Here is a 21,697-nt window from a genome sequence, read left to right on the forward strand (position 1 = left end):
GGAGGAACTTTTCATGCGTACTACGTACATGGCGAAGCCTAACGAAGTTGAGCGCCAATGGCACATCATTGATGCTGAAGGCAAAACCCTCGGACGTTTGGCGAGCGAAGCAGCAGCTTTGATTCGCGGCAAACACAAGCCACAATTCACTCCACATGTGGACACTGGCGATTTCGTTGTTATCATCAATGCTGAGAAAATCGTATTGACTGGTAAGAAAATGCAAGGTAAAAAATACTACCGTCACTCAATGCACCCAGGTGGTTTGAAAGTAACTACAGCTGAAGAGATGGTTAAAAACAAACCTGAGCGTATGTTGGAATTGGCTGTTCGCGGTATGCTTCCTAAAACTCGCATGGGCGAGAAAATGAAGTTGAGACTTAAAGCGTACAGAGGCACTGAGCATCCACATGCAGCACAAAAACCAGAAGTTTACGAACTTCGCGGTTAATTAAAAGGAGGACAGTTTCATGGCACAAGTACAATACTATGGGACAGGTCGTCGTAAACATTCGGTAGCACGTGTTCGCCTTGTACCGGGTGAAGGACGCATTGTCATCAATAAACGTGATATTAATGAATACTTCGGTTTGGAAACACTCAAACTGATCGTAAAACAACCACTGAACTTGACAGAAACGCTCAACAACTATGACGTTCTTGTTATTGCTCATGGTGGCGGAATCTCCGGTCAAGCCGGCGCAATCCGTCATGGTATCTCCCGCGCTCTGCTCAAAGCAGATCCGGAATACCGTGCATCCCTGAAAAAAGCAGGATTCCTGACTCGTGACCCACGTATGAAAGAGCGTAAAAAATACGGTCTTAAAGCGGCTCGTCGCGCACCTCAGTTCTCCAAACGTTAATATTAAAAGCCTTTGGCCTCGGTCAAAGGCTTTTTTATATATTCATGACCATCACGCCATATATTATATTAGTTTGTGCGATAGCTCTCATATCTCTGATGTCTCTCCCCGTGCTTGTGCATTTTTCCTTCATTGCCTTTTCATTGTGCTCTTAATGTCCCTCAATACAGTCCTATAATATGTACGTTGATACATCTACATCTTACTGAACCTCTCTAATCGTTTAGATCATTGAATACTCTCATACCCATCGCTCACCACACATTTTATAACAGCTCCTATAAAGTCATCGATTAGAACTCACGAGGGATTTCTTGAATGCACTCGGCTTACTGTTTTTGTACTTAATTCTTTGGTGCAAACCTTATCAGTATTTCTTATGGAAACGATAAAAGTCTCTTACATATCAACAGCTAAAATTCGCAACGTTGCTCCCCTTAAAACTTTAGCTTTTCTTCCTTCAACTTCAATCGCCCAGTGATTTTTTGATGTTGTTCTTGACGACAAGAACTGTCCAAACCCAGTAACAGCAAAGGTTTCCCAGGCTAAGCGATGTATTTTTACCTGTCTAATGACCTGGGCCAATATCATTGTTTTTATCTCATTAACAGAGAAATGGATAAATTGAACCAAAATATTGTGTAATAGCGGCAATCAAAAAGGGTCAAAAACTGATTTATTTTACCATATGGCAGGCATTGACATCCCCAATGAAAGATTTATACTAAACATAATTCATATTAGATTAGTCGGCTTTAGGTGTATTGAAATGCAGAATGGGGGAAATTCACAGATGAACTTGTTGGAGAAAGAAGATTTGGCACGGACGAAGGCAGAGGAACTGGAACATGCCAGTCCAGAGGATATTATTCGGTATGCTATTGAAACATTCCCAAATATCACTTTTGCATGTAGTTTTGGTGCAGAAGATGTTGTACTTGTAGATATGGTGCAGAAAATCAGCCCATCCACAGATATTTTTTATCTGGATACAGATTTTCACTTTAAAGAAACATACGAAACACGTGATAAGATGCAGGAGAACTACAACCTTGAATTTGTACGTGTGTCACCTAAGATTACTCCGGAAGAGCAGGCAGCTGAGCACGGTGAAGAGTTGTGGAAGTCTGATCCCAATGGGTGCTGTAACATTCGCAAAGTCGAACCGTTAACACGTATTCTTTCTCAGTATGATGCATGGATTACAGGTATCCGCAGAGATCAAGCACCAACTCGTGCAAACTCAAAGAAGGTTGAGTATGATTCCAAATTTGGCCTGATGAAGTTTAATCCGATTGCTCACTGGACGACTGAGGATGTATGGCAATATATTCGTGACAATAACGTTGTATATAACCCTCTTCATGATCAGAACTACCCAAGTATTGGTTGTGAGCATTGCACACGTCAAGTTATGCCTGGAGAGGACCCACGTGCCGGACGCTGGTCTGGTAATGATAAAACGGAATGTGGCCTTCATAAATAATAGATATACAAGGAGCTGACAAGATGACATCGATTCTGCCTCATGGAGGTACGTTGGTTGAACGTATCGTACAAGGAGAAGAACGGGAGCAATTGTTACAAGACAGTAAAAACTTATCTTCTTTGCGTATTAATACTTGGACGATATCAGATTTGGATCTAATTGGTGTAGGTGCGTTCTCACCACTTCAAGGTTTCTTGAATGAGGAAGATTACCTTTCGGTGGTGTCTCGCATGCGTCTCGCCGATGGAACAGTCTGGAGTATACCGATTACACTTGCTGTTGACGATAAACAAGCCGCATCCCTCCAGATTGGTGAACGTGTGAAACTTGTTGGTGACCAAGATGGAGTCACTTATGGATTGCTCGAAGTCCAAAGTATATACCAGGTGGATCAGGGTGAAGAAGCCCGGCGTGTATTCAAAACAGATGATCCCGAGCACCCGGGCGTTAAAAAACTTTTGGAGCGTCCTGCAACATACGTAGGAGGTCCAATCCAAGTGTTGAACCGTCCAAAACCTTCGAAATTTGAGGAATTCTATTATGATCCTGCAGATACCCGGAAGATTTTTCAGGAGAAGGGTTGGAAGACCGTAGTTGGTTTTCAGACACGTAATCCGGTCCATCGGGCTCATGAATACATTCAGAAGAGCGCTATGGAGATTGTAGATGCACTCTTCCTGAATCCGCTTGTTGGAGAGACGAAGTCGGACGATGTACCTGCAGATGTTCGGATGAAGAGTTATCTGGTATTACTGGAGAACTATTACCCGGCTGATCGTGCGTTTCTTGGTGTGTTCCCCGCAGCCATGCGGTATGCCGGTCCACGTGAAGCTATTTTCCATGCGATGGTTCGCAAAAATTACGGGTGTACCCACTTTATTGTTGGTCGTGACCATGCGGGTGTTGGTGATTATTATGGAACATATGAAGCACAGGAGATCTTTACTAACTTTACAGCAGAGGAACTGGGGATTACTCCGTTGTTCTTCGAACATAGTTTCTTCTGTACCAAATGTGGAAACATGGCATCCAGCAAAACTTGCCCACATGATAAAGAACATCACATGGCGCTTTCCGGCACCAAAGTACGCGGGTTGCTCCGTGACGGCCAGTGCCCTCCACCTGAATTTACACGTCCTGAGGTAGCTGAGGTGCTGATTGAAGGAATGGCGGAGCAAGTCCGGTCCTAGCGGTATATTTGTCCATCTTGTCCCATATAGATGATTAGAGTCATTTATAGGGACGAGGTGGTTTTTTTATGCGTAAAAATATGGGGAAACACTTTGTAGTCTGGATTAGGCTAAAAACAATCAAAAGGGTCATGCTGAGTCTCTGTCTACTGGCCATGTTAGTGGCGGTAATGTCCTATGAACTGCCTTCCGCTAAGACGTCAGGTTATTGGAGTTTGCCGATGGCGGGTAAAGTCATTGCCATTGATGCAGGACACGGAGGTCCAGATGGAGGAGCGGTAAGTAAACAGGGGGTTATTGAAAAAGATATCAACCTGTCTATCGCCCTGTATGTGAGAGATTATTTGCAACAGGCAGGGGCCTTAGTGGTTATGACACGAGAAATAGACACTGATTTGGCGGAATCGGACACCAAGGGGTACTCCAAACGCAAGACGGAAGATTTGAAACAAAGAGTACGACGGATAGAGGATAAGCAAGCAGATCTCTTTATCAGCATTCACATGAACAGTGTCCCATCCAACCGATGGAGTGGAGCGCAGGTTTTCTATACAACTAACCATCCGGATAACGAAGGTTTGGCTAATCTGCTTCAACAAGAGATGGTTCGTAATCTGGAGAATACAGATCGAATCGCCAAAACGGTGAATACGGTTTATCTGTTACAGGCTCTGAAGATCCCTTCAGCGCTGGTAGAAGTGGGTTTCCTTTCTCATCCGGAAGAGGCACGTATGCTTGCTGACGAAGCTTATCAACGCAAGGTAGCTGCATCGATCTATAATGGAATTCTCAGATATTCCTCAGGAGAACGGCCTAAAAGTTAGTCAGAACAAGAAAGGTAATGATATAATTGGATCAGCATACCTAATTACATGCCAATAGATAAAGCTGAGGTGCTGTCTGATGTTATCAAAAGAACAGATACTTGAACTATTACAGCCATTACAAGAACCACAATTGGGAGTAAGTCTGACCGAACTGGAATGGTTTCGAGATATTATGGTGAAAGAAAATCATGTGGCTCTGACCATAGTGACACTCGAAAATCGACCTGAGGATACAACAGCTTTGAGTGATGCAGCGCGTAATCTGTTGTCCCAGCACGGACTGAAGGATGTACATATTCGTGTGCGTGCAGCTTCTGAGCATGATCGTGAGAGCCTGAATATGGGACAACCCGATAATGAGCCAGATCGGGACGAAGTGCTCGTAAAAGGTCACGCAGCGGGTCTGGATGGACATGAGCTGTTAAGTCCTGAATCAGGTGTTCGTTTTATTGCTGTGGCCAGTGGTAAAGGTGGCGTTGGTAAATCAACGGTAACCGTTAATCTGGCTGCAGCCTTGGCACGTCAAGGCAAGAAAGTGGGCTTAATTGATGCGGATATCTATGGCTTCAGTGTACCCGACATGATGGGGATTGAAGAATATCCGGTCGTTGAAGATGGCGTTATTCAACCGGTTGAACGTTTTGGCGTCAAAGTCATGTCGATGGGCTTCTTTATTCGGGAAAACAACCCGGTAATCTGGCGTGGACCCATGCTAGGTCGGATGCTTCGTCAATTCTTTACGGATGTCCAGTGGGGCGAATTGGATTATGTATTACTGGATTTGCCACCAGGTACGGGAGATGTTGCTTTGGATGTGCATCAGATGTTGCCACAGAGTAAGGAAATCATCGTTACCACGCCGCATGCAACGGCAGCTTTTGTCGCAGCACGTGCGGGTGCGATGGCCATTCAGACCGATCATGAGTTACTTGGTGTGGTTGAGAATATGGCGTATTATGAGTGTGGCAGTTGCGGAGAGAAGGATTATGTCTTTGGTCGTGGAGGCGGGGGAAGACTTGCGGAAAGTCTGCATACAAGCCTGCTTGCCCAGATTCCATTAGGCACGCCGGATAATCATCCTTCCGAGCCTGATTTCTCACCTTCGGTTTACAAAGCAGATTCCCGTATAGGGGCTATCTACGATGAAGTTGCCCGGTCCATTGAATCCAAATTCTAATGGTATGAGTGTTATAAATACAAATAAAGCCTGCGTCCATTTGGATGCAGGCTTTTCAGTATCTGTGGTGCGTATTAACACCTACTGTTTATGATCCGCCGCCCGAATCTCCACTGCTTCCACCATCTCCGCCATCACCACCACCTTCGCCCTGACCCTCTTGCTGTCCGCCTTGCTCTTGCCCCTGTTGTCCGCCACTTTCTACTTTGGGTTGTAATTCCTCCTGCACAACCTTTTTAAGCAAAGTGAGTACTTCCATACGGAACAACGGGTTTTGCATCACTTCCTGCATGACAGTCATCGTCTGTTTACGATAATCGGGAGTCTTCGTCATATCCATGAACATCTTGGATACCTCAGGTGACTTCATGATGTCTTCAACAGACTTTTGATATGTGGGATCTTTAATCAATTGCATATGAAGTTGTTTACTTTGTGCGTTGATCACTTTGGCAAATTCACCCGCAAACTGCGGATCGGTCATGATCTTTTCGAATTCCTTCTTATATTCGGGAGCTGTGATGGTATCTTTTACTGCAATACGTATTTGTTCCGAAGATTGCACAGGCATTAACATTTTCATACCAATGGATCCTGAAGCACCACCCGAACCGCCGCCTTCTTCAGAACCGCTGCTTCCGCTGGATGAGCTTTGACCTGTAAGAGCTTCCTCCACCGCTTTCTTGCCTTCGTCACTTTTCAAAATATCTACAACCATTGTTTTCATCTCTTTATAACTGCCCTGAGGAGGCGAAGAACTCTGATCTGAACCGCAGCCGGCAAGCATGACGGATAGCCCCAGTACGACACAGCATAGCTGCCACAAAGGCCGTTTCATGTGTACAATCCCTCCTTGATTAGATACTGGATGTAGTATGTGATGGGAAAGGGGGAAATATGTTGAGCAATGATGGTTTTTTGCTGAGAAGGTTGGTAAAATAAACACTCGGGGGTGGAAAACTTTTGAATTTACGTAGATGGTTTTTCCTGTTTTGGACAGCCTTGCTTATTGGGGCAGCGGGAGCATTGGGTACAGGATTGATTATGATGCTGGTGAACGGGGAGAAAACAAATGGATTGAATGATTTTCTTCTGTATCTTTTGATCTTATTTGGATCAGGGGTTATGATCAGCGTGTATTCACAAATGGGTTTCTTTGCATATCTGATATTGAATTATATGGGTAAAGGTGTATTTCCAAAGCGCGGTTGGCAGATCGTGCAGATTGTACTAACGGTGTTAGCCCTGCTTGACGTGATGTTTTTACGCCTGTTTGTTGGGGGAGACCGGGAACGCATATCGGATATTGTGTTAGGTATCATTATTTTGGCAGCTGCAATTGTTACCGCTTACGTTAAAGTAAAGCTGACTCATATCTCCGCGCTTGTACCTACACTCTTTTTCATGATTGCCGTCACCATAGTGGAGACGATCGGCGTATTACGTATTGATGTGAATGCTGCAACCATATTTATTGTGGTTCCTTTGCTCCTATGTAATGCATACCAAATGCTGATATTGCACAGGCTGGTGGATGTATCGACGAACCGGAGTGTAAGTGTAAAGGCAGAACAGTTGAAAGAAAGCCGAGCATAGAATTCATTTTGTATAAAAAACATACCAAAAAGAGCTAACCTGGTTAGCTCTTTTCAACTTTTACGCACCTATTTGAGCTATGGCTCAAATGATCTAGTAATCATTGACCGCTGGCTTGGTCACGAACTTCTTTGCCCTCGACACTAGAATGGTTCAGCAGTTCCGAGACGGTAACGAATTCATAGCCCTGGTTTTTTAACTTGTCGATAATGACAGGTAGTGCTTCATGCGTTTGTTTGGAGGAATCGCTTGCATGCAGCAGTACGATGTCACCCGGATGTGCTTTACTAACCACGCGATCAACAATGGTCTGTACACCAGGGTTTTTCCAATCCAAGGAGTCGGTATCCCACTGCACTACCTGATAATTCAGACTATTGGCTACCTGAAGCACTCGCTTGTCAAAGTCCCCGTTGGGCAGACGTAGTAATTTCGGTTCTTTTCCCGTTAAATCGGTTAAAATGCTATGAGCTGTCGAAATTTCTTTGCGAATTTCTTCCTCAGTCAGGCTGCTGTAGTTCTCATGTCTGTGACCATGGCTGCCAATTTCATATCCTGCCTCTTTGATGGCAGTAACAATTTCGGGGTGTGTCTTGCTCCAGGGGGAGGAAAGGAAAAAGGTTGCCTTCTGCACTTTATTCTCCTGAAGAACTTTCAGAATTGGCTCCGTCCGTTTATCCCCCCAGCTAATGTCAAAGGTAAGTGCGATTACCTTCTTCTCGGTTGGAACGCTGTAGACGGCGGATGGTGCCTCCTCCGAGAATACGGAGACATTGCCTCTCTCCAGATAGATAATACCGATCGCAAAGATGGCAGCAACGAGGACAATCAGGTACCGTTTAATCTTTTTGCCGCTAAATACATAGAACGAGTTCATTTCAATAAGCGCCCCTCTCCCATAAGAAATGCTTGTTTACTCTCCAATGTATGCTCGTACTGCCCAGTTATTCGTCACTGATCCTTGTTTGTCCATCATTTTAGATTCTACAGGAGGTTATTATGTTAAAATTCAGTACATTTCTTAGAGATCTTGGTTCCATCCGCAGTGCATTAATCTGGTCCGTAGTTTTATTTGCTGTTGGTATAGGGGCAGGATGGGTGAGTACAGGGCCACTGGAAGAACTGTTGTTGAACCAAATCGGAGGATTACGTGAAGTCAGTGAACGCTTGGAGCAGGGGGGCAATGTGCAATGGAACTTTTTCCTGTTCATCTTTTTCAATAATGCCATCAAAAGTGTACTTGTTATCTATGCCGGTATATTCTTCGGAATTCTGCCTGTCATCTTCCTGCTGATCAATGGGATGGTCCTTGGATTTGTGGTGCACACCACGATGAATTATGGAGCAAGCTTCTATGATATTGTGGTTAAAGGTTTACTTCCGCATGGCATTATTGAGATTCCGGTCATTATCATTGCTTGCGCCTTCGGACTGAAGTTTGGTGGTCTGGTTATCAAAAGCCTTGCACAACTTGGAAGTGACAAGCGAAATACGATGGGTACCCGGTGGAGAGCATTCATGAATAGGACGCTAACGGCATCCTTTTGGGTTGTCATCTTGCTTCTTGTTGCAGCAATCATCGAAAGCACACTTACGTATACTCTGGTGAGAGGATAAAATTTTGTGATGGTTGGCATTCATAAATTTTCAGAAAGTTGACCATAACAATAAAACGGGTTTCAGCAGCACCCACAAAAGCGAGAATGCACGGGGTGTTGCATGAAACTTGTGTAAGTGTGATAAAGAGGCTATGCACAAAAAGGAGAACTCTAATGCTGGGTATGTTGTTTAACGAGAAGGAATGCAAGGAACTAGACTATGTGCTGCGTAAAGAATTAGATGAGATGCTTTTCGATCTAAGTGATAATCGTCTTGACCAAGAGATCAAATATGCTATCGCGAGCCGATATAAGACTGTGTTCCGCATGTATGCACGCTTTGCCCCGCCAAAAGAGTTGTCCAAGTACGCCAGAGGTGGGAAGCTGAAAAAGTCGAAGCCATAATGCTGAAGCTGGTCATATATTCGATTTACAGTAGTGGAAGGGAGGTGCGGCTCTTCATAGCGGGTGCTGTACCTCTGAACTATGAGAATGTGAAATTGCTGAGGGGTTCATACTTTTTGTCGAAAAAGGGTTGACCTTTCTAATTTCATATGGTAAATTAATTTTCGTTCCTTTTTTAGGAGCGGTTCACGGAAACAAGCATGAAAATAAAGCGATTGAAAATAATCGAAAAAATAATGCTTGCAAAGAGAACTTCAACATGATATATTATAAAAGTCGCCGCTGAAACGACGACAACATGAAAAACAGCACTAAATTGAATGTTTGATCTTTGAAAACTGAACAACGAGTGAGTAAACATTCTGCTTGCAGAATGAACGCGAAAGTTTGAAACAAGCCTTGGCTTGGATCGACTGGAGCACAAATGAGATTTTTAATCTCGTCAGATTCAAAATGAGCTTATCGCTCTTTTCAATACTTTATTGGAGAGTTTGATCCTGGCTCAGGACGAACGCTGGCGGCATGCCTAATACATGCAAGTCGAGCGGACTTGAAGAGAAGCTTGCTTCTCTGATAGTTAGCGGCGGACGGGTGAGTAACACGTAGGCAACCTGCCCTCAAGTTTGGGACAACTACCGGAAACGGTAGCTAATACCGAATAATTGTTTTCTTCGCCTGAAGGGAACTGGAAAGACGGAGCAATCTGTCACTTGGGGATGGGCCTGCGGCGCATTAGCTAGTTGGTGAGGTAACGGCTCACCAAGGCGACGATGCGTAGCCGACCTGAGAGGGTGATCGGCCACACTGGGACTGAGACACGGCCCAGACTCCTACGGGAGGCAGCAGTAGGGAATCTTCCGCAATGGGCGAAAGCCTGACGGAGCAATGCCGCGTGAGTGATGAAGGTTTTCGGATCGTAAAGCTCTGTTGCCAGGGAAGAACGCTTGGGAGAGTAACTGCTCTCAAGGTGACGGTACCTGAGAAGAAAGCCCCGGCTAACTACGTGCCAGCAGCCGCGGTAATACGTAGGGGGCAAGCGTTGTCCGGAATTATTGGGCGTAAAGCGCGCGCAGGCGGTCATTTAAGTCTGGTGTTTAATCCCGGGGCTCAACCCCGGATCGCACTGGAAACTGGGTGACTTGAGTGCAGAAGAGGAGAGTGGAATTCCACGTGTAGCGGTGAAATGCGTAGATATGTGGAGGAACACCAGTGGCGAAGGCGACTCTCTGGGCTGTAACTGACGCTGAGGCGCGAAAGCGTGGGGAGCAAACAGGATTAGATACCCTGGTAGTCCACGCCGTAAACGATGAGTGCTAGGTGTTAGGGGTTTCGATACCCTTGGTGCCGAAGTTAACACATTAAGCACTCCGCCTGGGGAGTACGGTCGCAAGACTGAAACTCAAAGGAATTGACGGGGACCCGCACAAGCAGTGGAGTATGTGGTTTAATTCGAAGCAACGCGAAGAACCTTACCAGGTCTTGACATCTGAATGACCGGTGCAGAGATGTACCTTTTCTTCGGAACATTCAAGACAGGTGGTGCATGGTTGTCGTCAGCTCGTGTCGTGAGATGTTGGGTTAAGTCCCGCAACGAGCGCAACCCTTATATTTAGTTGCCAGCACTTCGGGTGGGCACTCTAGATAGACTGCCGGTGACAAACCGGAGGAAGGTGGGGATGACGTCAAATCATCATGCCCCTTATGACCTGGGCTACACACGTACTACAATGGCCGGTACAACGGGCTGCGAAATCGCGAGATGGAGCCAATCCCAACAAAGCCGGTCTCAGTTCGGATTGCAGGCTGCAACTCGCCTGCATGAAGTCGGAATTGCTAGTAATCGCGGATCAGCATGCCGCGGTGAATACGTTCCCGGGTCTTGTACACACCGCCCGTCACACCACGAGAGTTTATAACACCCGAAGTCGGTGGGGTAACCGCAAGGAGCCAGCCGCCGAAGGTGGGATAGATGATTGGGGTGAAGTCGTAACAAGGTAGCCGTATCGGAAGGTGCGGCTGGATCACCTCCTTTCTATGGAGAATCGTTTCCTGCAACGGAAACATTCAAATACGCAGGTTCTTAGAACCTGCAACAGCGATTCATTTCGGTCCGTCACTTCGGTGTGGATGAAATGAAGAGCACAAGCAACTCACTCGTTGCTCAGTTTTGAGAGCTCAAACTCTCAAACGTTTGGTGGCGATAGCGAAGGGGTTCCACACGTTCCCATCCCGAACACGACCGTTAAGCCCTTCAGCGTCGATGGTACTTGGACCGCAGGGTCCTGGGAGAGTAGAACGCCGCCAAGCGTAACCCATTTTGGGTTCAAATAGTATATGTAATGTGGGCCCTTAGCTCAGTTGGTTAGAGCGCACCTCTGATAAGGGTGAGGCCGGTGGTTCGAGTCCACCAGGGCCCACCATCTATACCTTTAAACTTTATATGGGGCCATAGCTCAGCTGGGAGAGCGCCTGCCTTGCAAGCAGGAGGTCAGCGGTTCGATCCCGCTTGGCTCCACCAAAATGATTTACAAGTTTGTTCTTTGAAAACTAGATATCGAAACGAAACAAACGCGAATTAGAACATTCCTTTAAGCTGAACTTGTGCAAACAAGTCAAGTGTATAAAGGTAGTTAAATTGCTTTTGTGATGGTATCGGGTGAGAGCGACTTTTGGCTTTGCGCAAGCAAAACAAGGGAAGCGAGCGACCGAAACCGGAACAAAATGGTTAAGCTACTAAGAGCACACGGAGGATGCCTAGGCGCTAGGAGCCGATGAAGGACGTGGCGAACAACGAAACTGCCTCGGGGAGCTGTAAGCAAGCTTTGATCCGGGGGTGTCCGAATGGGGAAACCCAGCTGGGGTAATTTCCAGTTACTCATAACTGAATACATAGGTTATGCAGAGGCATACCAGGGGAACTGAAACATCTAAGTACCCTGAGGAAGAGAAAACAATAGTGATTCCGTCAGTAGCGGCGAGCGAACGCGGAGAAGCCCAAACCAGAGAGCTTGCTCTTTGGGGTTGTGGGACGTCTCACATGGAGTTACAAAGGAACCGGTTAAGCGAAGAGGTCTGGAAAGGCCCGCCAAAGAAGGTAAAAGCCCTGTAGTTGAAAGTTGGTTCCCTCCGAGACGGATCCCGAGTAGTGCGGGGCACGTGAAACCCCGTATGAATCCGGCAGGACCATCTGCCAAGGCTAAATACTTCCTAGCGACCGATAGTGAAGCAGTACCGTGAGGGAAAGGTGAAAAGCACCCCGGAAGGGGAGTGAAATAGAACCTGAAACCGTGTGCTTACAAAAAGTCAGAGCCCGTTTTAGGGGTGATGGCGTGCCTTTTGTAGAATGAACCGGCGAGTTACGTTCCCGTGCAAGGTTAAGGTGAAGAGCCGGAGCCGCAGCGAAAGCGAGTCTGAATAGGGCGACTTAGTACGTGGACGTAGACCCGAAACCGGGTGATCTACCCCTGTCCAGGGTGAAGGTGCGGTAACACGCACTGGAGGCCCGAACCCACGCATGTTGAAAAATGCGGGGATGAGGTGGGGGTAGCGGAGAAATTCCAATCGAACTCGGAGATAGCTGGTTCTCCCCGAAATAGCTTTAGGGCTAGCCTCGGAAAACAGAGTCGTGGAGGTAGAGCACTGATTGGGTGCGGGGCCCGCAAGGGTTACCAAGCTCAGTCAAACTCCGAATGCCATAGACTTACTTCCGGGAGTCAGACAGTGAGTGCTAAGATCCATTGTCAAAAGGGAAACAGCCCAGACCATCAGCTAAGGTCCCCAAGTGTGTGTTAAGTGGGAAAGGATGTGGAGTTGCACAGACAACCAGGATGTTGGCTTAGAAGCAGCCATCATTGAAAGAGTGCGTAATAGCTCACTGGTCGAGTGACTCTGCGCCGAAAATGTAACGGGGCTAAACACACCACCGAAGCTATGGCTTGATGCTTTGCATCAGGGGTAGGGGAGCGTTGTATAAGGGTTGAAGGTGTACCGTAAGGAGCGCTGGACATTATACAAGTGAGAATGCCGGTATGAGTAACGAAAAGATCAGTGAGAATCTGATCCGCCGAAAGCCTAAGGGTTCCTGAGGAAGGCTCGTCCGCTCAGGGTAAGTCGGGACCTAAGGCGAGGCCGAAAGGCGTAGTCGAAGGACAACAGGTCGAAATTCCTGTACCACCGTAAGCCGTTATGAGCAATGGGGGGACGCAGTAGGGTAGTGACGCGGACTGATGGATGTCCGTCTAAGCAGTAAGGCTGATGTGTAGGCAAATCCGCACATTGTAAGGCTGAGCTGTGATGGGGAGCGAAAATTATAGTAGCGAAGGTCATGATCTCACACTGCCAAGAAAAGCCTCTAGCCAGGTGATGGTGCCCGTACCGCAAACCGACACAGGTAGGCGAGAAGAGTATTCTAAGGCGCGCGGAAGAACTCTCGTTAAGGAACTCGGCAAAATGACCCCGTAACTTCGGGAGAAGGGGTGCCCCGGTAGTGTGAATAGCACGAGGGGGCCGCAGTGAAAAGGCCCAAGCGACTGTTTAGCAAAAACACAGGTCTGTGCGAAGCCGTAAGGCGAAGTATACGGGCTGACGCCTGCCCGGTGCTGGAAGGTTAAGGGGAGTGGTTAGGAGCAATCCGAAGCTGTGAACCGAAGCCCCAGTAAACGGCGGCCGTAACTATAACGGTCCTAAGGTAGCGAAATTCCTTGTCAGGTAAATTCTGACCCGCACGAATGGCGTAACGACTTGGGCGCTGTCTCAACGAGAGATCCGGTGAAATTTTAATACCTGTGAAGATGCAGGTTACCCGCGACAAGACGGAAAGACCCCATGGAGCTTTACTGCAGCTTGATATTGAATTTGGGTACGATCTGTACAGGATAGGTGGGAGCCTTTGAAACGTGAGCGCCAGCTTGCGTGGAGGCAACGTTGGGATACCACCCTGATCGTATCTAGGTTCTAACCTGGTACCGTAATCCGGTGCGGGGACAGTGTCAGGTGGGCAGTTTGACTGGGGCGGTCGCCTCCTAAAGAGTAACGGAGGCGCCCAAAGGTTCCCTCAGAATGGTTGGAAATCATTCGAAGAGTGCAAAGGCATAAGGGAGCTTGACTGCGAGACCTACAAGTCGAGCAGGGACGAAAGTCGGGCTTAGTGATCCGGTGGTACCGCATGGAAGGGCCATCGCTCAACGGATAAAAGCTACCCTGGGGATAACAGGCTTATCTCCCCCAAGAGTCCACATCGACGGGGAGGTTTGGCACCTCGATGTCGGCTCATCGCATCCTGGGGCTGAAGTAGGTCCCAAGGGTTGGGCTGTTCGCCCATTAAAGCGGTACGCGAGCTGGGTTCAGAACGTCGTGAGACAGTTCGGTCCCTATCTGTCGTGGGCGTAGGAAATTTGAGAGGAGCTGTCCTTAGTACGAGAGGACCGGGATGGACGTACCGCTGGTGTACCAGTTGTTCCGCCAGGAGCACCGCTGGGTAGCTATGTACGGACGGGATAAACGCTGAAAGCATCTAAGCGTGAAGCCCCCCTCAAGATGAGATTTCCCAGTATGTAAGACCCCTTGAAGACGACGAGGTAGATAGGCTGGGGGTGGAAGTGCAGCAATGCATGGAGCTGACCAGTACTAATCGGTCGAGGGCTTATCCAATAGCAAGTGATAATTCGCATGTTTCGTTTCGAATCTAGTTTTCAGAGAACGATCTCTGAAATGTAAGCTAAGCTATGCGTTTGGTGGCGATGGCGGAGGGGTTCCACACGTACCCATCCCGAACACGACCGTTAAGCCCTCTAGCGCCGATGGTACTTGGACCGCAGGGTCCTGGGAGAGTAGGACGCCGCCAAGCGAACTCTTTCATCATACATAGAAAACAGGCTCTGCATGTGGACGTTGTACGATGAATTGCATTTGCCCTGCAAATGCATATTATTCCCTGATAGCTCAGTTGGTAGAGCACTCGACTGTTAATCGAGTTGTCACAGGTTCGAGCCCTGTTCGGGGAGCCATTTGCTCTCATAGCTCAGTAGGTAGAGTGCATCCATGGTAAGGATGAGGTCACCGGTTCGATCCCGGTTGAGAGCTTTGGAAATGGGGCCCGTTGGTCAAGGGGTTAAGACACCTCCCTTTCACGGAGGTAACAGGGGTTCGAATCCCCTACGGGTCATATAGTTGGAGGCTTAGCTCAGCTGGGAGAGCATCTGCCTTACAAGCAGAGGGTCGGGGGTTCGATCCCCTCAGCCTCCACCATATTTTTATTGGGGATTAGCCAAGCGGTAAGGCAACGGACTTTGACTCCGTCATGCATAGGTTCAAATCCTATATCCCCAGCCATTTTAGTATGAGTCATTAGCTCAGTTGGCAGAGCACCTGACTTTTAATCAGGGTGTCGAAGGTTCGAGCCCTTCATGACTCACCATCATATGCGCGTGTGGCGGAATTGGCAGACGCACTAGACTTAGGATCTAGCGTCTTTGACGTGGGGGTTCAAGTCCCTCCACGCGCATCCTTTATTTGCGGAAGTGGCTCAGCGGTAGAGCATCGCCTTGCCAAGGCGAGGGTCGCGGGTTCGATTCCCGTCTTCCGCTCCAATATTTTTGCGCCCTTAGCTCAGCTGGATAGAGCGTTTGACTACGAATCAAAAGGCCGGGAGTTCGAATCTCTCAGGGCGCGCCATTATTTTTTTAGTATCGGGATGTAGCTCAGCTTGGTAGAGCACCTGGTTTGGGACCAGGGGGTCGCATGTTCAAATCGTGTCATCCCGATTTTTGTTTACGCGGGTGTAGTTCAATGGTAGAACTTTAGCCTTCCAAGCTAATAGCGTGGGTTCGATTCCCATCACCCGCTTACAGAATGTAATGAAAGAGCCTTTGCAGATGCAGAGGCTTTTTTATTTTATTTAACGAAATAATCAGCAGTTATTTTATATAATAATTTATGTAAAGTATAATACAGGTTTATTTAAAAAAAGAGCCAAGACCTCCCTATTTCAATAGTAAAGGGGTCTTGGCTCTTCTGTTTATCTTTGTGGATGAGCTGCCTCTAAGACGCAGCAGCTATTGTATAGTGAAGAGCGCACAATTTAACGTTCGTTGTGGTCCGTCACTCTTTTACGCATGCCAGCTAATCCAAGCAGTCCCAACAAACCAAGCCAGCCCCAATCCATGCCGTTGTCACGGTCGGTTGTTGTGGCGTTTGCCCGAACATTGTTGGTACGATAGTCACCATTGTTGCGGTAGTTTCCATCCATGTTCATATTCATGTTAGAATTAGTGTTTGTGCGGTCCATATAGTTGGTGTCCTGATAAGACCGGACACGTGAGCCGGTTGTATCCATTCCTTTGGACATATGACCATCAGCAGCAGCAGGGCCAGCCATCGCGGCCACCAGAAGCACAGAAGCAATAATTGTTGTACCTTTCTTCATCATGTGGATTCCTCCTTTTTAGTAAGAGCTACAGATTAATCTGCCCAAGAAGACAAGTACAATATGTAGAAATAGTCTGTTAAGATATACCTTTGAGTCCAATTGAATAACAACATACATAAGAAACTTGCCTAGTAAGCAGACTGTAGTGGGAAGAAAATTATAATTACATCTTTAATTTATTGCGTCACTGTGGTAAAGTATACAAAAGCTTGCTTTGCCGGTCATGTTTCTTTGTATATCATCTGTTCTCAAACAATGAAATTATGCGGTTTAACCTTAATATCAGGTACAGGGGATCATATCTAAAAGAACTGTATATTTATGAATTTTTAAGTATAGGTATGAGACATATGATTTATGTAAAGTACGTGAAAAAGGTATCATGCGACAGTATATGACCATTAATTGAAGCAGAACAAGAAAATGAATAAAAAAGCGTGTTTTTGTGCTGTAAATCGGGGATAATCCCCATTTTTTCTAGTAGAAAAATAAAGATTTTCGTACCATTTTATTGTATGATGTTATGAAGGTGTCAAATTTACGTGTACGAATGGAACGATCAGATGGGAGGATAAGCATGACTGAAACTATGGTAACCGCCAGCAAAAGCCAATCCAACAACCTGCTTCGGCGAGACGTGCGGTTCCTGGGCAATATACTCGGAGAAGTTCTTGTCCATCAAGGCGGCACGGAGCTTCTAGATATCGTTGAGAAGATTCGGGAAACGAGCAAATCGTTACGTGCAGAATTTCTGCCAGAACTCTATGCAGAGTTCAAAACGATGATCCAGGAATTAGACTCGGACAATCGTCATCAGGTTATTCGGGCTTTCGCTATTTATTTTCAATTAGTTAATATTGCTGAACAAAACCATCGGATCCGGCGTAAACGGGATTATGAACGTTCTGCAGGGAACGCTGTGCAGCCAGGATCGATTGAGAAAGCAGTACAGGATCTTAAGGAACGTGGATTGTCTCATACAGAGGTGGAAGAGATTCTCGACGATTTGTCGTTGGAACTCGTTATGACAGCTCACCCAACCGAAGCCATGCGCCGGGTTATTCTGGACATCCATAAACGGATATCTGAAGATGTCATGCTTCTTGATAATCCTACGCTGACGTTGCGTGAACGTGAACAGTTGCGTGAGAAACTGCTGAATGAGGTTATTACACTCTGGCAGACAGATGAACTTCGCGACCGCAAACCGACTGTACTCGATGAAGTGCGGAACGGGATGTACTACTTTCACGAAACGTTGTTCCACGTACTTCCGGATGTATATCAGGAGCTGGAACGTTGCCTGAACAAATTTTATCCTGACCATGACTGGCATGTGCCGACGTATTTGCGGTTCGGTTCCTGGATCGGTGGAGACCGGGATGGAAATCCTTCGGTAACTTCAGATGTAACATGGCAGACGTTGTTGATGCAACGCAAGCTCGCTTTGCGTGAATACCAACGGATTATGATTGAACTTATGGGTCATCTCAGCTTCAGCACAAACATCATTCATGTATCGGATGAGCTGGTGCAGTCGATTGAGCAGGATCGCAATTCTGTTACATTGAAAAAAGTAGATATCTGGCGGAATGAAAAAGAGCCATACCGCATCAAATTGGCTTATATGATTGCCAAGCTGAACAATGTACTGGATGAAAACAAATTAGGTCAGCCTGACCGTTATCATAGCGCACAGGATTTGATTGATGAACTGATGATTATTGATCGAAGTCTGCGCCATCATTTTGCGGATTACGTAGCAGATACGACCATTCGCAAAATGATTCGTCAAGTCGAGTTGTTTGGTTTCCATACCGCAGCATTGGATGTGCGTCAGCACAGTAAGGAACATGAAAATGCGATGTCTGAGATTTTGGCGAAAATGAACATTGTAGAGGATTATGCGCGTCTGACTGAAGACGGTAAAATCGATCTGCTCGCTCGTTTGCTGGATGATCCACGTCCGCTTACTTCTCCTTATCACCAATACACGGAGGGAACCAAAGAATGTCTGGATGTCTTCCGTACCATTAAGCGTGCCCAGAACGAATTTGGGAACGGCTGTATCACAAGTTACCTGATCAGTATGACGCAGGGCGCAAGTGATTTGCTGGAGGTTATGGTATTTGCCAAAGAAGTGGGCTTATTCACCAAAGGTCACAACGGTGACGTTGTATCTACACTTCAAGCGGTACCGCTGTTTGAAACGATTGATGATCTACATGCGGCTTCGGACATTATGCAGAAGCTGTTCAACCTTCCTGTATACCGCGCAAGCGTAAAAGGACGGAATGAACTGCATGAAATCATGCTTGGTTATTCAGACAGTAACAAGGATGGCGGCGTGGTTACAGCCAACTGGGAATTGCGTGTAGCAATGAATGCCATCACGGCTGTAGGTAATGAACACGGCGTTAAGCTGAAGTTCTTCCATGGACGTGGCGGGGCTCTTGGACGTGGCGGCATGCCACTCAACCGCAGTATTCTTGCTCAACCACCACATACGATTGGTGGGGGCATCAAGATTACGGAGCAGGGAGAGGTTATTTCTTCCCGTTATTCCCTTCAGGGGATTGCATACCGCAGTCTGGAGCAGGCAACTTCGGCTCTAATCACAGCAGCACTTAATGGGCTTGAGCCGCAAGAGTCAGCATCTGAACGTCATTGGGACAGCATCATCAAAGAGATTTCGGAAGTATCTCTGACGAAATATCAGGATCTGATTTTCCGTGATCCAGACTTCTTCACCTTCTTCAAAGAATCAACGCCGCTTCCGGAGGTTGGTGAACTGAATATTGGTTCTCGTCCATCCAAGCGTAAAAATAGCGATAAGTTTGAAGATCTGAGAGCGATCCCTTGGGTATTCGCCTGGACTCAAAGTCGTTATCTGCTTCCGGCATGGTATGCGGCAGGAACAGGATTGCAAAGTTACTATCAGGATAAAGAGGAAAATCTGGTTGTCCTGAAAGAAATGTATGCAAGCTTCCCATTCTTCCGTACATTAATTGATACGGTACAGATGGCCGTAGCCAAGGCTGATTTGGTCATTGCCAAAGAATATTCAGCCATGACTTCGAACAAGGAAGCCCGTGATCGCATCTACGGTCAGATTGAAGCCGAATTCAAGCTCACAAAAGAGCTGATTCTGAAAATTACCGGAGAAGCTGAAATTCTGGATGATGTACCGGTTATTCAAGAATCCATCCGCCTTCGTAACCCTTATGTGGATCCGTTATCCTACATGCAGGTTCAACTTCTGAGCGAGCTCAGAGATATGCGTGAACGTGGTGAGGATGATACGGAACTGCTTAGAGAAGTGTTGCTGACAATCAATGGAATCGCTGCAGGACTTCGTAATACAGGTTGATTATCAATTTGTTGTGAATGATGATTATATGTAACAAAGTACCCATTACTTTGTTAACTAAAAAGCTCTATTCTCTGCTCTACGGAGTAAGAGATGAAACGGGACTCCTGCGGGAGTTCCCGTTTTTACTGTTTTTGGCGGATATTTGTCATACAGTCTTGATTTTTGACCAAAGTTGATTTACGATTTGATTGGTGAATTACAAGTGTGGACGGGTATCAGAAGACGGAAGACCCATCAGCATGTCTGGGGGAATAAGGGTGGACAATTTGGAGAATAGGCTTATTAAACTGGTGCTCAAGGGCGACCAGAGAGCCTTTGCAGAAATCGTTGAACTATATAAGGACAAGCTATTTCATTTGGCATACCGGATGCTGAACAATCGTCATGAAGCTGAAGACGTTGTGCAGGAGACGTTTTTGCGTGTGTTTCGTAATATGGAGAAGTACGATCCGAACCAGAAGTTCTCAACCTGGATCTACCGGATCGCAACGAATCTGTGTATTGACCGACTGCGCAGAAAGAAACCTTCATACTCATTGGATGCTGAACTGAATGATCAGGAAGGATCTGATGGTTATGCGATGCTCCCGAGTGATGATCGTACACCGGAGAGTGAAGCGCTCCTGTCAGAAACGCAGACACTCATTCGTGAGGCCATTGACAGTTTGCCAGCCAAGTATAAGTCCGTTATGATTCTGAGATATTTACAGGACTTGTCGCTACAGGAAATCAGTGATGTGACAGGTATGCCCGTAACAACGATCAAGACACGCGTTCATCGGGGCCGTGATTTTCTACGTAAAAAATTGGAGTATAAGTTATAAATGTTAAGCGCCTTTAAATATGGGCGAAATTATTTGAAACATATCCGAAACGGATGCGTATGTAATGTATGCAAGTCTTATGCGTGCTTTTTAATGGCACATGGACTAAGTGATTTAAGAAAGGATTGGCTCTCATATGGATTGCAACTCGGCCGTCTCTTTAATGCATGAATGTTTGGATGAGTCGTTGTCCCCGGCCCAGAAGGTTGAACTGAAAAGTCACCTTGTGATCTGTCCGGATTGTCGCATGCGCTTTAAAGAGTTGGAACAGACGGAAATGTTACTCTTTGCCATGAAACACTATTCACCGTCTGCCTCTGATGAGCTGACCAATCGAATTATGAATGCTCTGCCCCAGCCCAAGAGACAGCAAGCATGGCTCAAATGGGTCAAAGGACATCCCGCGCTGACGGCGGCAGCCTTCTTTTTGGTCGTGATGCTCTTTAGCGCCTTGAATTTCTGGAATCAGAATAACGAAATGGTTGTTAAGGGAAATAATCTGGACCAGATCGTGATTCAGGGTAACACGGTTATTGTTCCTGAAGGTAAGTCAATTGCTGGCGATCTTACGATAGAAAATGGAACCGCACAAGTATATGGTGATGTGAACGGCAATCTGACGGTTATCGACGGACAACTGTTTCAGGCTTCAACGGCGCATATTTCAGGTCAGGTGAAAAGTATTGATCAGGCGCTGGACTGGTTCTGGTACAAAATAACCAATATGGTAAATGAAGTGGCTTATCGCTAGAACAGGGTAAAATTCTTCAATGGTATATACCAAGCAGGGTACCTCCAGATTGCATGGGGTACTCTTTTTTTATACGCAAACTTTGTAATTCATGGTAAATGTGATGTTTATGTGCAGTTTGAGACTGCCGTAACTTGCAACCTGAACGTTAACGTTATAACCTAGATACTAAAGAGAA

Annotated in this window: 16 protein-coding genes, 13 tRNA genes and 4 rRNA genes; 29 read left to right on the plus strand and 4 right to left on the minus strand. The window is 46.5% G+C overall.

The window, feature by feature from the left end; all coding sequences use genetic code 11:
- The first annotated feature begins 13 nt into the window (after nt 1-13).
- Together rplM and rpsI are read left to right on the plus strand one after the other, a co-directional pair.
- Nucleotides 14-451, plus strand: a complete 438-nt coding sequence (gene rplM, locus MHI01_RS22495) for a 50S ribosomal protein L13 (protein ID WP_024633564.1) — start codon at nt 14-16, stop codon at nt 449-451.
- Nucleotides 452-470: 19 nt separating this feature from the next.
- Complete coding sequence (rpsI, locus tag MHI01_RS22500; RefSeq protein WP_017692105.1) at nt 471-863, plus strand: 30S ribosomal protein S9; 393 nt, start codon at nt 471-473, stop codon at nt 861-863.
- Between the two features lie 399 nt (nt 864-1,262).
- Here the strand turns inward: rpsI and MHI01_RS22505 are convergent, their stop codons facing one another.
- Complete coding sequence (locus MHI01_RS22505) at nt 1,263-1,454, minus strand: hypothetical protein (RefSeq protein WP_076320286.1); 192 nt, start codon at nt 1,452-1,454, stop codon at nt 1,263-1,265.
- A gap of 202 nt (nt 1,455-1,656) precedes the next feature.
- Here MHI01_RS22505 and MHI01_RS22510 point away from each other — a divergent pair, with 202 nt between their 5' ends.
- The 4 genes from MHI01_RS22510 to MHI01_RS22525 all read left to right on the plus strand — a co-directional run bounded on the left by MHI01_RS22510 (nt 1,657) and on the right by MHI01_RS22525 (nt 5,546).
- On the plus strand, nt 1,657-2,349 hold the full coding sequence (locus MHI01_RS22510) for a phosphoadenylyl-sulfate reductase (protein ID WP_076320297.1): 693 nt from the start codon (nt 1,657-1,659) through the stop codon (nt 2,347-2,349).
- 23 nt (nt 2,350-2,372) lie between these two features.
- Nucleotides 2,373-3,542, plus strand: coding sequence for a sulfate adenylyltransferase (gene sat / locus MHI01_RS22515; RefSeq protein WP_076320285.1), 1,170 nt, complete (start codon nt 2,373-2,375; stop codon nt 3,540-3,542).
- A 68-nt stretch (nt 3,543-3,610) separates the two neighbouring features.
- Nucleotides 3,611-4,366: an N-acetylmuramoyl-L-alanine amidase CwlD gene (cwlD, locus tag MHI01_RS22520; protein WP_036607212.1), complete on the plus strand. Its 756-nt coding sequence runs from the start codon at nt 3,611-3,613 to the stop codon at nt 4,364-4,366.
- A 79-nt stretch (nt 4,367-4,445) separates the two neighbouring features.
- Nucleotides 4,446-5,546, plus strand: a complete 1,101-nt coding sequence (locus tag MHI01_RS22525) for an Mrp/NBP35 family ATP-binding protein (protein ID WP_282320145.1) — start codon at nt 4,446-4,448, stop codon at nt 5,544-5,546.
- 88 nt (nt 5,547-5,634) lie between these two features.
- On the opposite strand, the gene gerD is transcribed toward MHI01_RS22525, so the two are convergent.
- A complete protein-coding gene (gene gerD, locus MHI01_RS22530) occupies nt 5,635-6,384 on the minus strand; it encodes a spore germination lipoprotein GerD (RefSeq protein ID WP_076254717.1) in 750 nt (249 codons plus the stop codon).
- A 125-nt stretch (nt 6,385-6,509) separates the two neighbouring features.
- Here gerD and MHI01_RS22535 point away from each other — a divergent pair, with 125 nt between their 5' ends.
- Nucleotides 6,510-7,142 (plus strand): KinB-signaling pathway activation protein, encoded by a 633-nt coding sequence (locus MHI01_RS22535; RefSeq protein ID WP_340984168.1) that lies wholly within the window; start codon nt 6,510-6,512, stop codon nt 7,140-7,142.
- A 100-nt stretch (nt 7,143-7,242) separates the two neighbouring features.
- Here MHI01_RS22535 and pdaB read toward each other — a convergent pair whose 3' ends face one another.
- Complete coding sequence (gene pdaB, locus MHI01_RS22540; RefSeq protein ID WP_036607219.1) at nt 7,243-8,019, minus strand: polysaccharide deacetylase family sporulation protein PdaB; 777 nt, start codon at nt 8,017-8,019, stop codon at nt 7,243-7,245.
- A gap of 122 nt (nt 8,020-8,141) precedes the next feature.
- Between pdaB and MHI01_RS22545 the strand changes: the two genes are divergently transcribed.
- The 19 genes from MHI01_RS22545 (at nt 8,142) to MHI01_RS22635 (ending at nt 15,988) form a co-directional block, all read left to right on the plus strand.
- Nucleotides 8,142-8,759: a stage II sporulation protein M gene (locus MHI01_RS22545; protein ID WP_076320282.1), complete on the plus strand. Its 618-nt coding sequence runs from the start codon at nt 8,142-8,144 to the stop codon at nt 8,757-8,759.
- A gap of 155 nt (nt 8,760-8,914) precedes the next feature.
- Entirely contained in the window at nt 8,915-9,145 is a 231-nt protein-coding gene (locus MHI01_RS22550; protein WP_017692114.1) for a hypothetical protein, read from the plus strand.
- A gap of 479 nt (nt 9,146-9,624) precedes the next feature.
- Nucleotides 9,625-11,177: ribosomal RNA gene (locus MHI01_RS22555) — 16S ribosomal RNA — on the plus strand.
- Between the two features lie 158 nt (nt 11,178-11,335).
- Nucleotides 11,336-11,452, plus strand: a 5S ribosomal RNA gene (rrf, locus tag MHI01_RS22560).
- Between the two features lie 36 nt (nt 11,453-11,488).
- Nucleotides 11,489-11,565 (plus strand) — tRNA-Ile (locus MHI01_RS22565).
- A 22-nt stretch (nt 11,566-11,587) separates the two neighbouring features.
- A tRNA-Ala gene (locus MHI01_RS22570) sits at nt 11,588-11,663 on the plus strand.
- 205 nt (nt 11,664-11,868) lie between these two features.
- A 23S ribosomal RNA gene (locus MHI01_RS22575) occupies nt 11,869-14,794 on the plus strand.
- A gap of 79 nt (nt 14,795-14,873) precedes the next feature.
- A 5S ribosomal RNA gene (gene rrf / locus MHI01_RS22580) occupies nt 14,874-14,990 on the plus strand.
- The 16S, 23S and 5S rRNA genes sit together here with 13 tRNA genes alongside, the layout of an rRNA operon.
- An 84-nt stretch (nt 14,991-15,074) precedes the next feature.
- A tRNA-Asn gene (locus MHI01_RS22585) sits at nt 15,075-15,150 on the plus strand.
- A 3-nt stretch (nt 15,151-15,153) separates the two neighbouring features.
- Nucleotides 15,154-15,226 (plus strand) — tRNA-Thr (locus MHI01_RS22590).
- A 10-nt stretch (nt 15,227-15,236) separates the two neighbouring features.
- Nucleotides 15,237-15,308: transfer RNA gene (locus tag MHI01_RS22595), tRNA-Glu, on the plus strand.
- A 7-nt stretch (nt 15,309-15,315) separates the two neighbouring features.
- Nucleotides 15,316-15,391 (plus strand) — tRNA-Val (locus tag MHI01_RS22600).
- Between the two features lie 9 nt (nt 15,392-15,400).
- A tRNA-Gln gene (locus MHI01_RS22605) sits at nt 15,401-15,475 on the plus strand.
- 9 nt (nt 15,476-15,484) lie between these two features.
- A tRNA-Lys gene (locus tag MHI01_RS22610) sits at nt 15,485-15,560 on the plus strand.
- 6 nt (nt 15,561-15,566) lie between these two features.
- Nucleotides 15,567-15,647: transfer RNA gene (locus MHI01_RS22615), tRNA-Leu, on the plus strand.
- 10 nt (nt 15,648-15,657) lie between these two features.
- Nucleotides 15,658-15,732, plus strand: a tRNA-Gly gene (locus MHI01_RS22620).
- Nucleotides 15,733-15,740: 8 nt separating this feature from the next.
- A tRNA-Arg gene (locus MHI01_RS22625) sits at nt 15,741-15,817 on the plus strand.
- Nucleotides 15,818-15,832: 15 nt separating this feature from the next.
- A tRNA-Pro gene (locus MHI01_RS22630) sits at nt 15,833-15,906 on the plus strand.
- An 11-nt stretch (nt 15,907-15,917) separates the two neighbouring features.
- Nucleotides 15,918-15,988: transfer RNA gene (locus MHI01_RS22635), tRNA-Gly, on the plus strand.
- Nucleotides 15,989-16,223: 235 nt separating this feature from the next.
- Here the strand turns inward: MHI01_RS22635 and MHI01_RS22640 are convergent.
- The gene (locus tag MHI01_RS22640) at nt 16,224-16,571 is read right to left on the minus strand and encodes a WGxxGxxG family protein (protein ID WP_076328832.1); all 348 of its coding nucleotides are present in this window, start codon (nt 16,569-16,571) and stop codon (nt 16,224-16,226) included.
- A 577-nt stretch (nt 16,572-17,148) separates the two neighbouring features.
- Between MHI01_RS22640 and ppc the strand changes: the two genes are divergently transcribed.
- The 3 genes from ppc (at nt 17,149) to MHI01_RS22655 (ending at nt 21,519) form a co-directional block, all read left to right on the plus strand.
- The gene (ppc, locus tag MHI01_RS22645; protein ID WP_253503530.1) at nt 17,149-19,941 is read left to right on the plus strand and encodes a phosphoenolpyruvate carboxylase; all 2,793 of its coding nucleotides are present in this window, start codon (nt 17,149-17,151) and stop codon (nt 19,939-19,941) included.
- A 260-nt stretch (nt 19,942-20,201) separates the two neighbouring features.
- A complete protein-coding gene (sigW, locus tag MHI01_RS22650; RefSeq protein ID WP_036614044.1) occupies nt 20,202-20,768 on the plus strand; it encodes an RNA polymerase sigma factor SigW in 567 nt (188 codons plus the stop codon).
- Between the two features lie 136 nt (nt 20,769-20,904).
- The gene (locus MHI01_RS22655) at nt 20,905-21,519 is read left to right on the plus strand and encodes a zf-HC2 domain-containing protein (RefSeq protein ID WP_036614042.1); all 615 of its coding nucleotides are present in this window, start codon (nt 20,905-20,907) and stop codon (nt 21,517-21,519) included.
- Nucleotides 21,520-21,697 lie beyond the last annotated feature (178 nt).

The organism is Paenibacillus sp. FSL M7-0656 (genome assembly GCF_038003225.1).
Lineage (GTDB): Bacteria > Bacillota > Bacilli > Paenibacillales > Paenibacillaceae > Paenibacillus > Paenibacillus amylolyticus.

What these genes read in the sequence shown, in the direction of transcription:
- MHI01_RS22510 (WP_076320297.1), top strand. Translation starts at nt 1,657, where the DNA reads ATGAACTTGTTGGAGAAAGAAGATTTGGCACGGACGAAGGCAGAGGAA.
- sat (WP_076320285.1), top strand. Translation starts at nt 2,373, where the DNA reads ATGACATCGATTCTGCCTCATGGAGGTACGTTGGTTGAACGTATCGTA.
- rplM (WP_024633564.1), top strand. Translation starts at nt 14, where the DNA reads ATGCGTACTACGTACATGGCGAAGCCTAACGAAGTTGAGCGCCAATGG.
- pdaB (WP_036607219.1), bottom strand. Translation starts at nt 8,019, where the DNA reads ATGAACTCGTTCTATGTATTTAGCGGCAAAAAGATTAAACGGTACCTG.
- rpsI (WP_017692105.1), top strand. Translation starts at nt 471, where the DNA reads ATGGCACAAGTACAATACTATGGGACAGGTCGTCGTAAACATTCGGTA.
- gerD (WP_076254717.1), bottom strand. Translation starts at nt 6,384, where the DNA reads ATGAAACGGCCTTTGTGGCAGCTATGCTGTGTCGTACTGGGGCTATCC.
- MHI01_RS22655 (WP_036614042.1), top strand. Translation starts at nt 20,905, where the DNA reads ATGGATTGCAACTCGGCCGTCTCTTTAATGCATGAATGTTTGGATGAG.
- MHI01_RS22505 (WP_076320286.1), bottom strand. Translation starts at nt 1,454, where the DNA reads ATGATATTGGCCCAGGTCATTAGACAGGTAAAAATACATCGCTTAGCC.
- MHI01_RS22525 (WP_282320145.1), top strand. Translation starts at nt 4,446, where the DNA reads ATGTTATCAAAAGAACAGATACTTGAACTATTACAGCCATTACAAGAA.
- cwlD (WP_036607212.1), top strand. Translation starts at nt 3,611, where the DNA reads ATGCGTAAAAATATGGGGAAACACTTTGTAGTCTGGATTAGGCTAAAA.
- MHI01_RS22550 (WP_017692114.1), top strand. Translation starts at nt 8,915, where the DNA reads ATGCTGGGTATGTTGTTTAACGAGAAGGAATGCAAGGAACTAGACTAT.
- ppc (WP_253503530.1), top strand. Translation starts at nt 17,149, where the DNA reads ATGACTGAAACTATGGTAACCGCCAGCAAAAGCCAATCCAACAACCTG.
- MHI01_RS22640 (WP_076328832.1), bottom strand. Translation starts at nt 16,571, where the DNA reads ATGATGAAGAAAGGTACAACAATTATTGCTTCTGTGCTTCTGGTGGCC.
- MHI01_RS22545 (WP_076320282.1), top strand. Translation starts at nt 8,142, where the DNA reads ATGTTAAAATTCAGTACATTTCTTAGAGATCTTGGTTCCATCCGCAGT.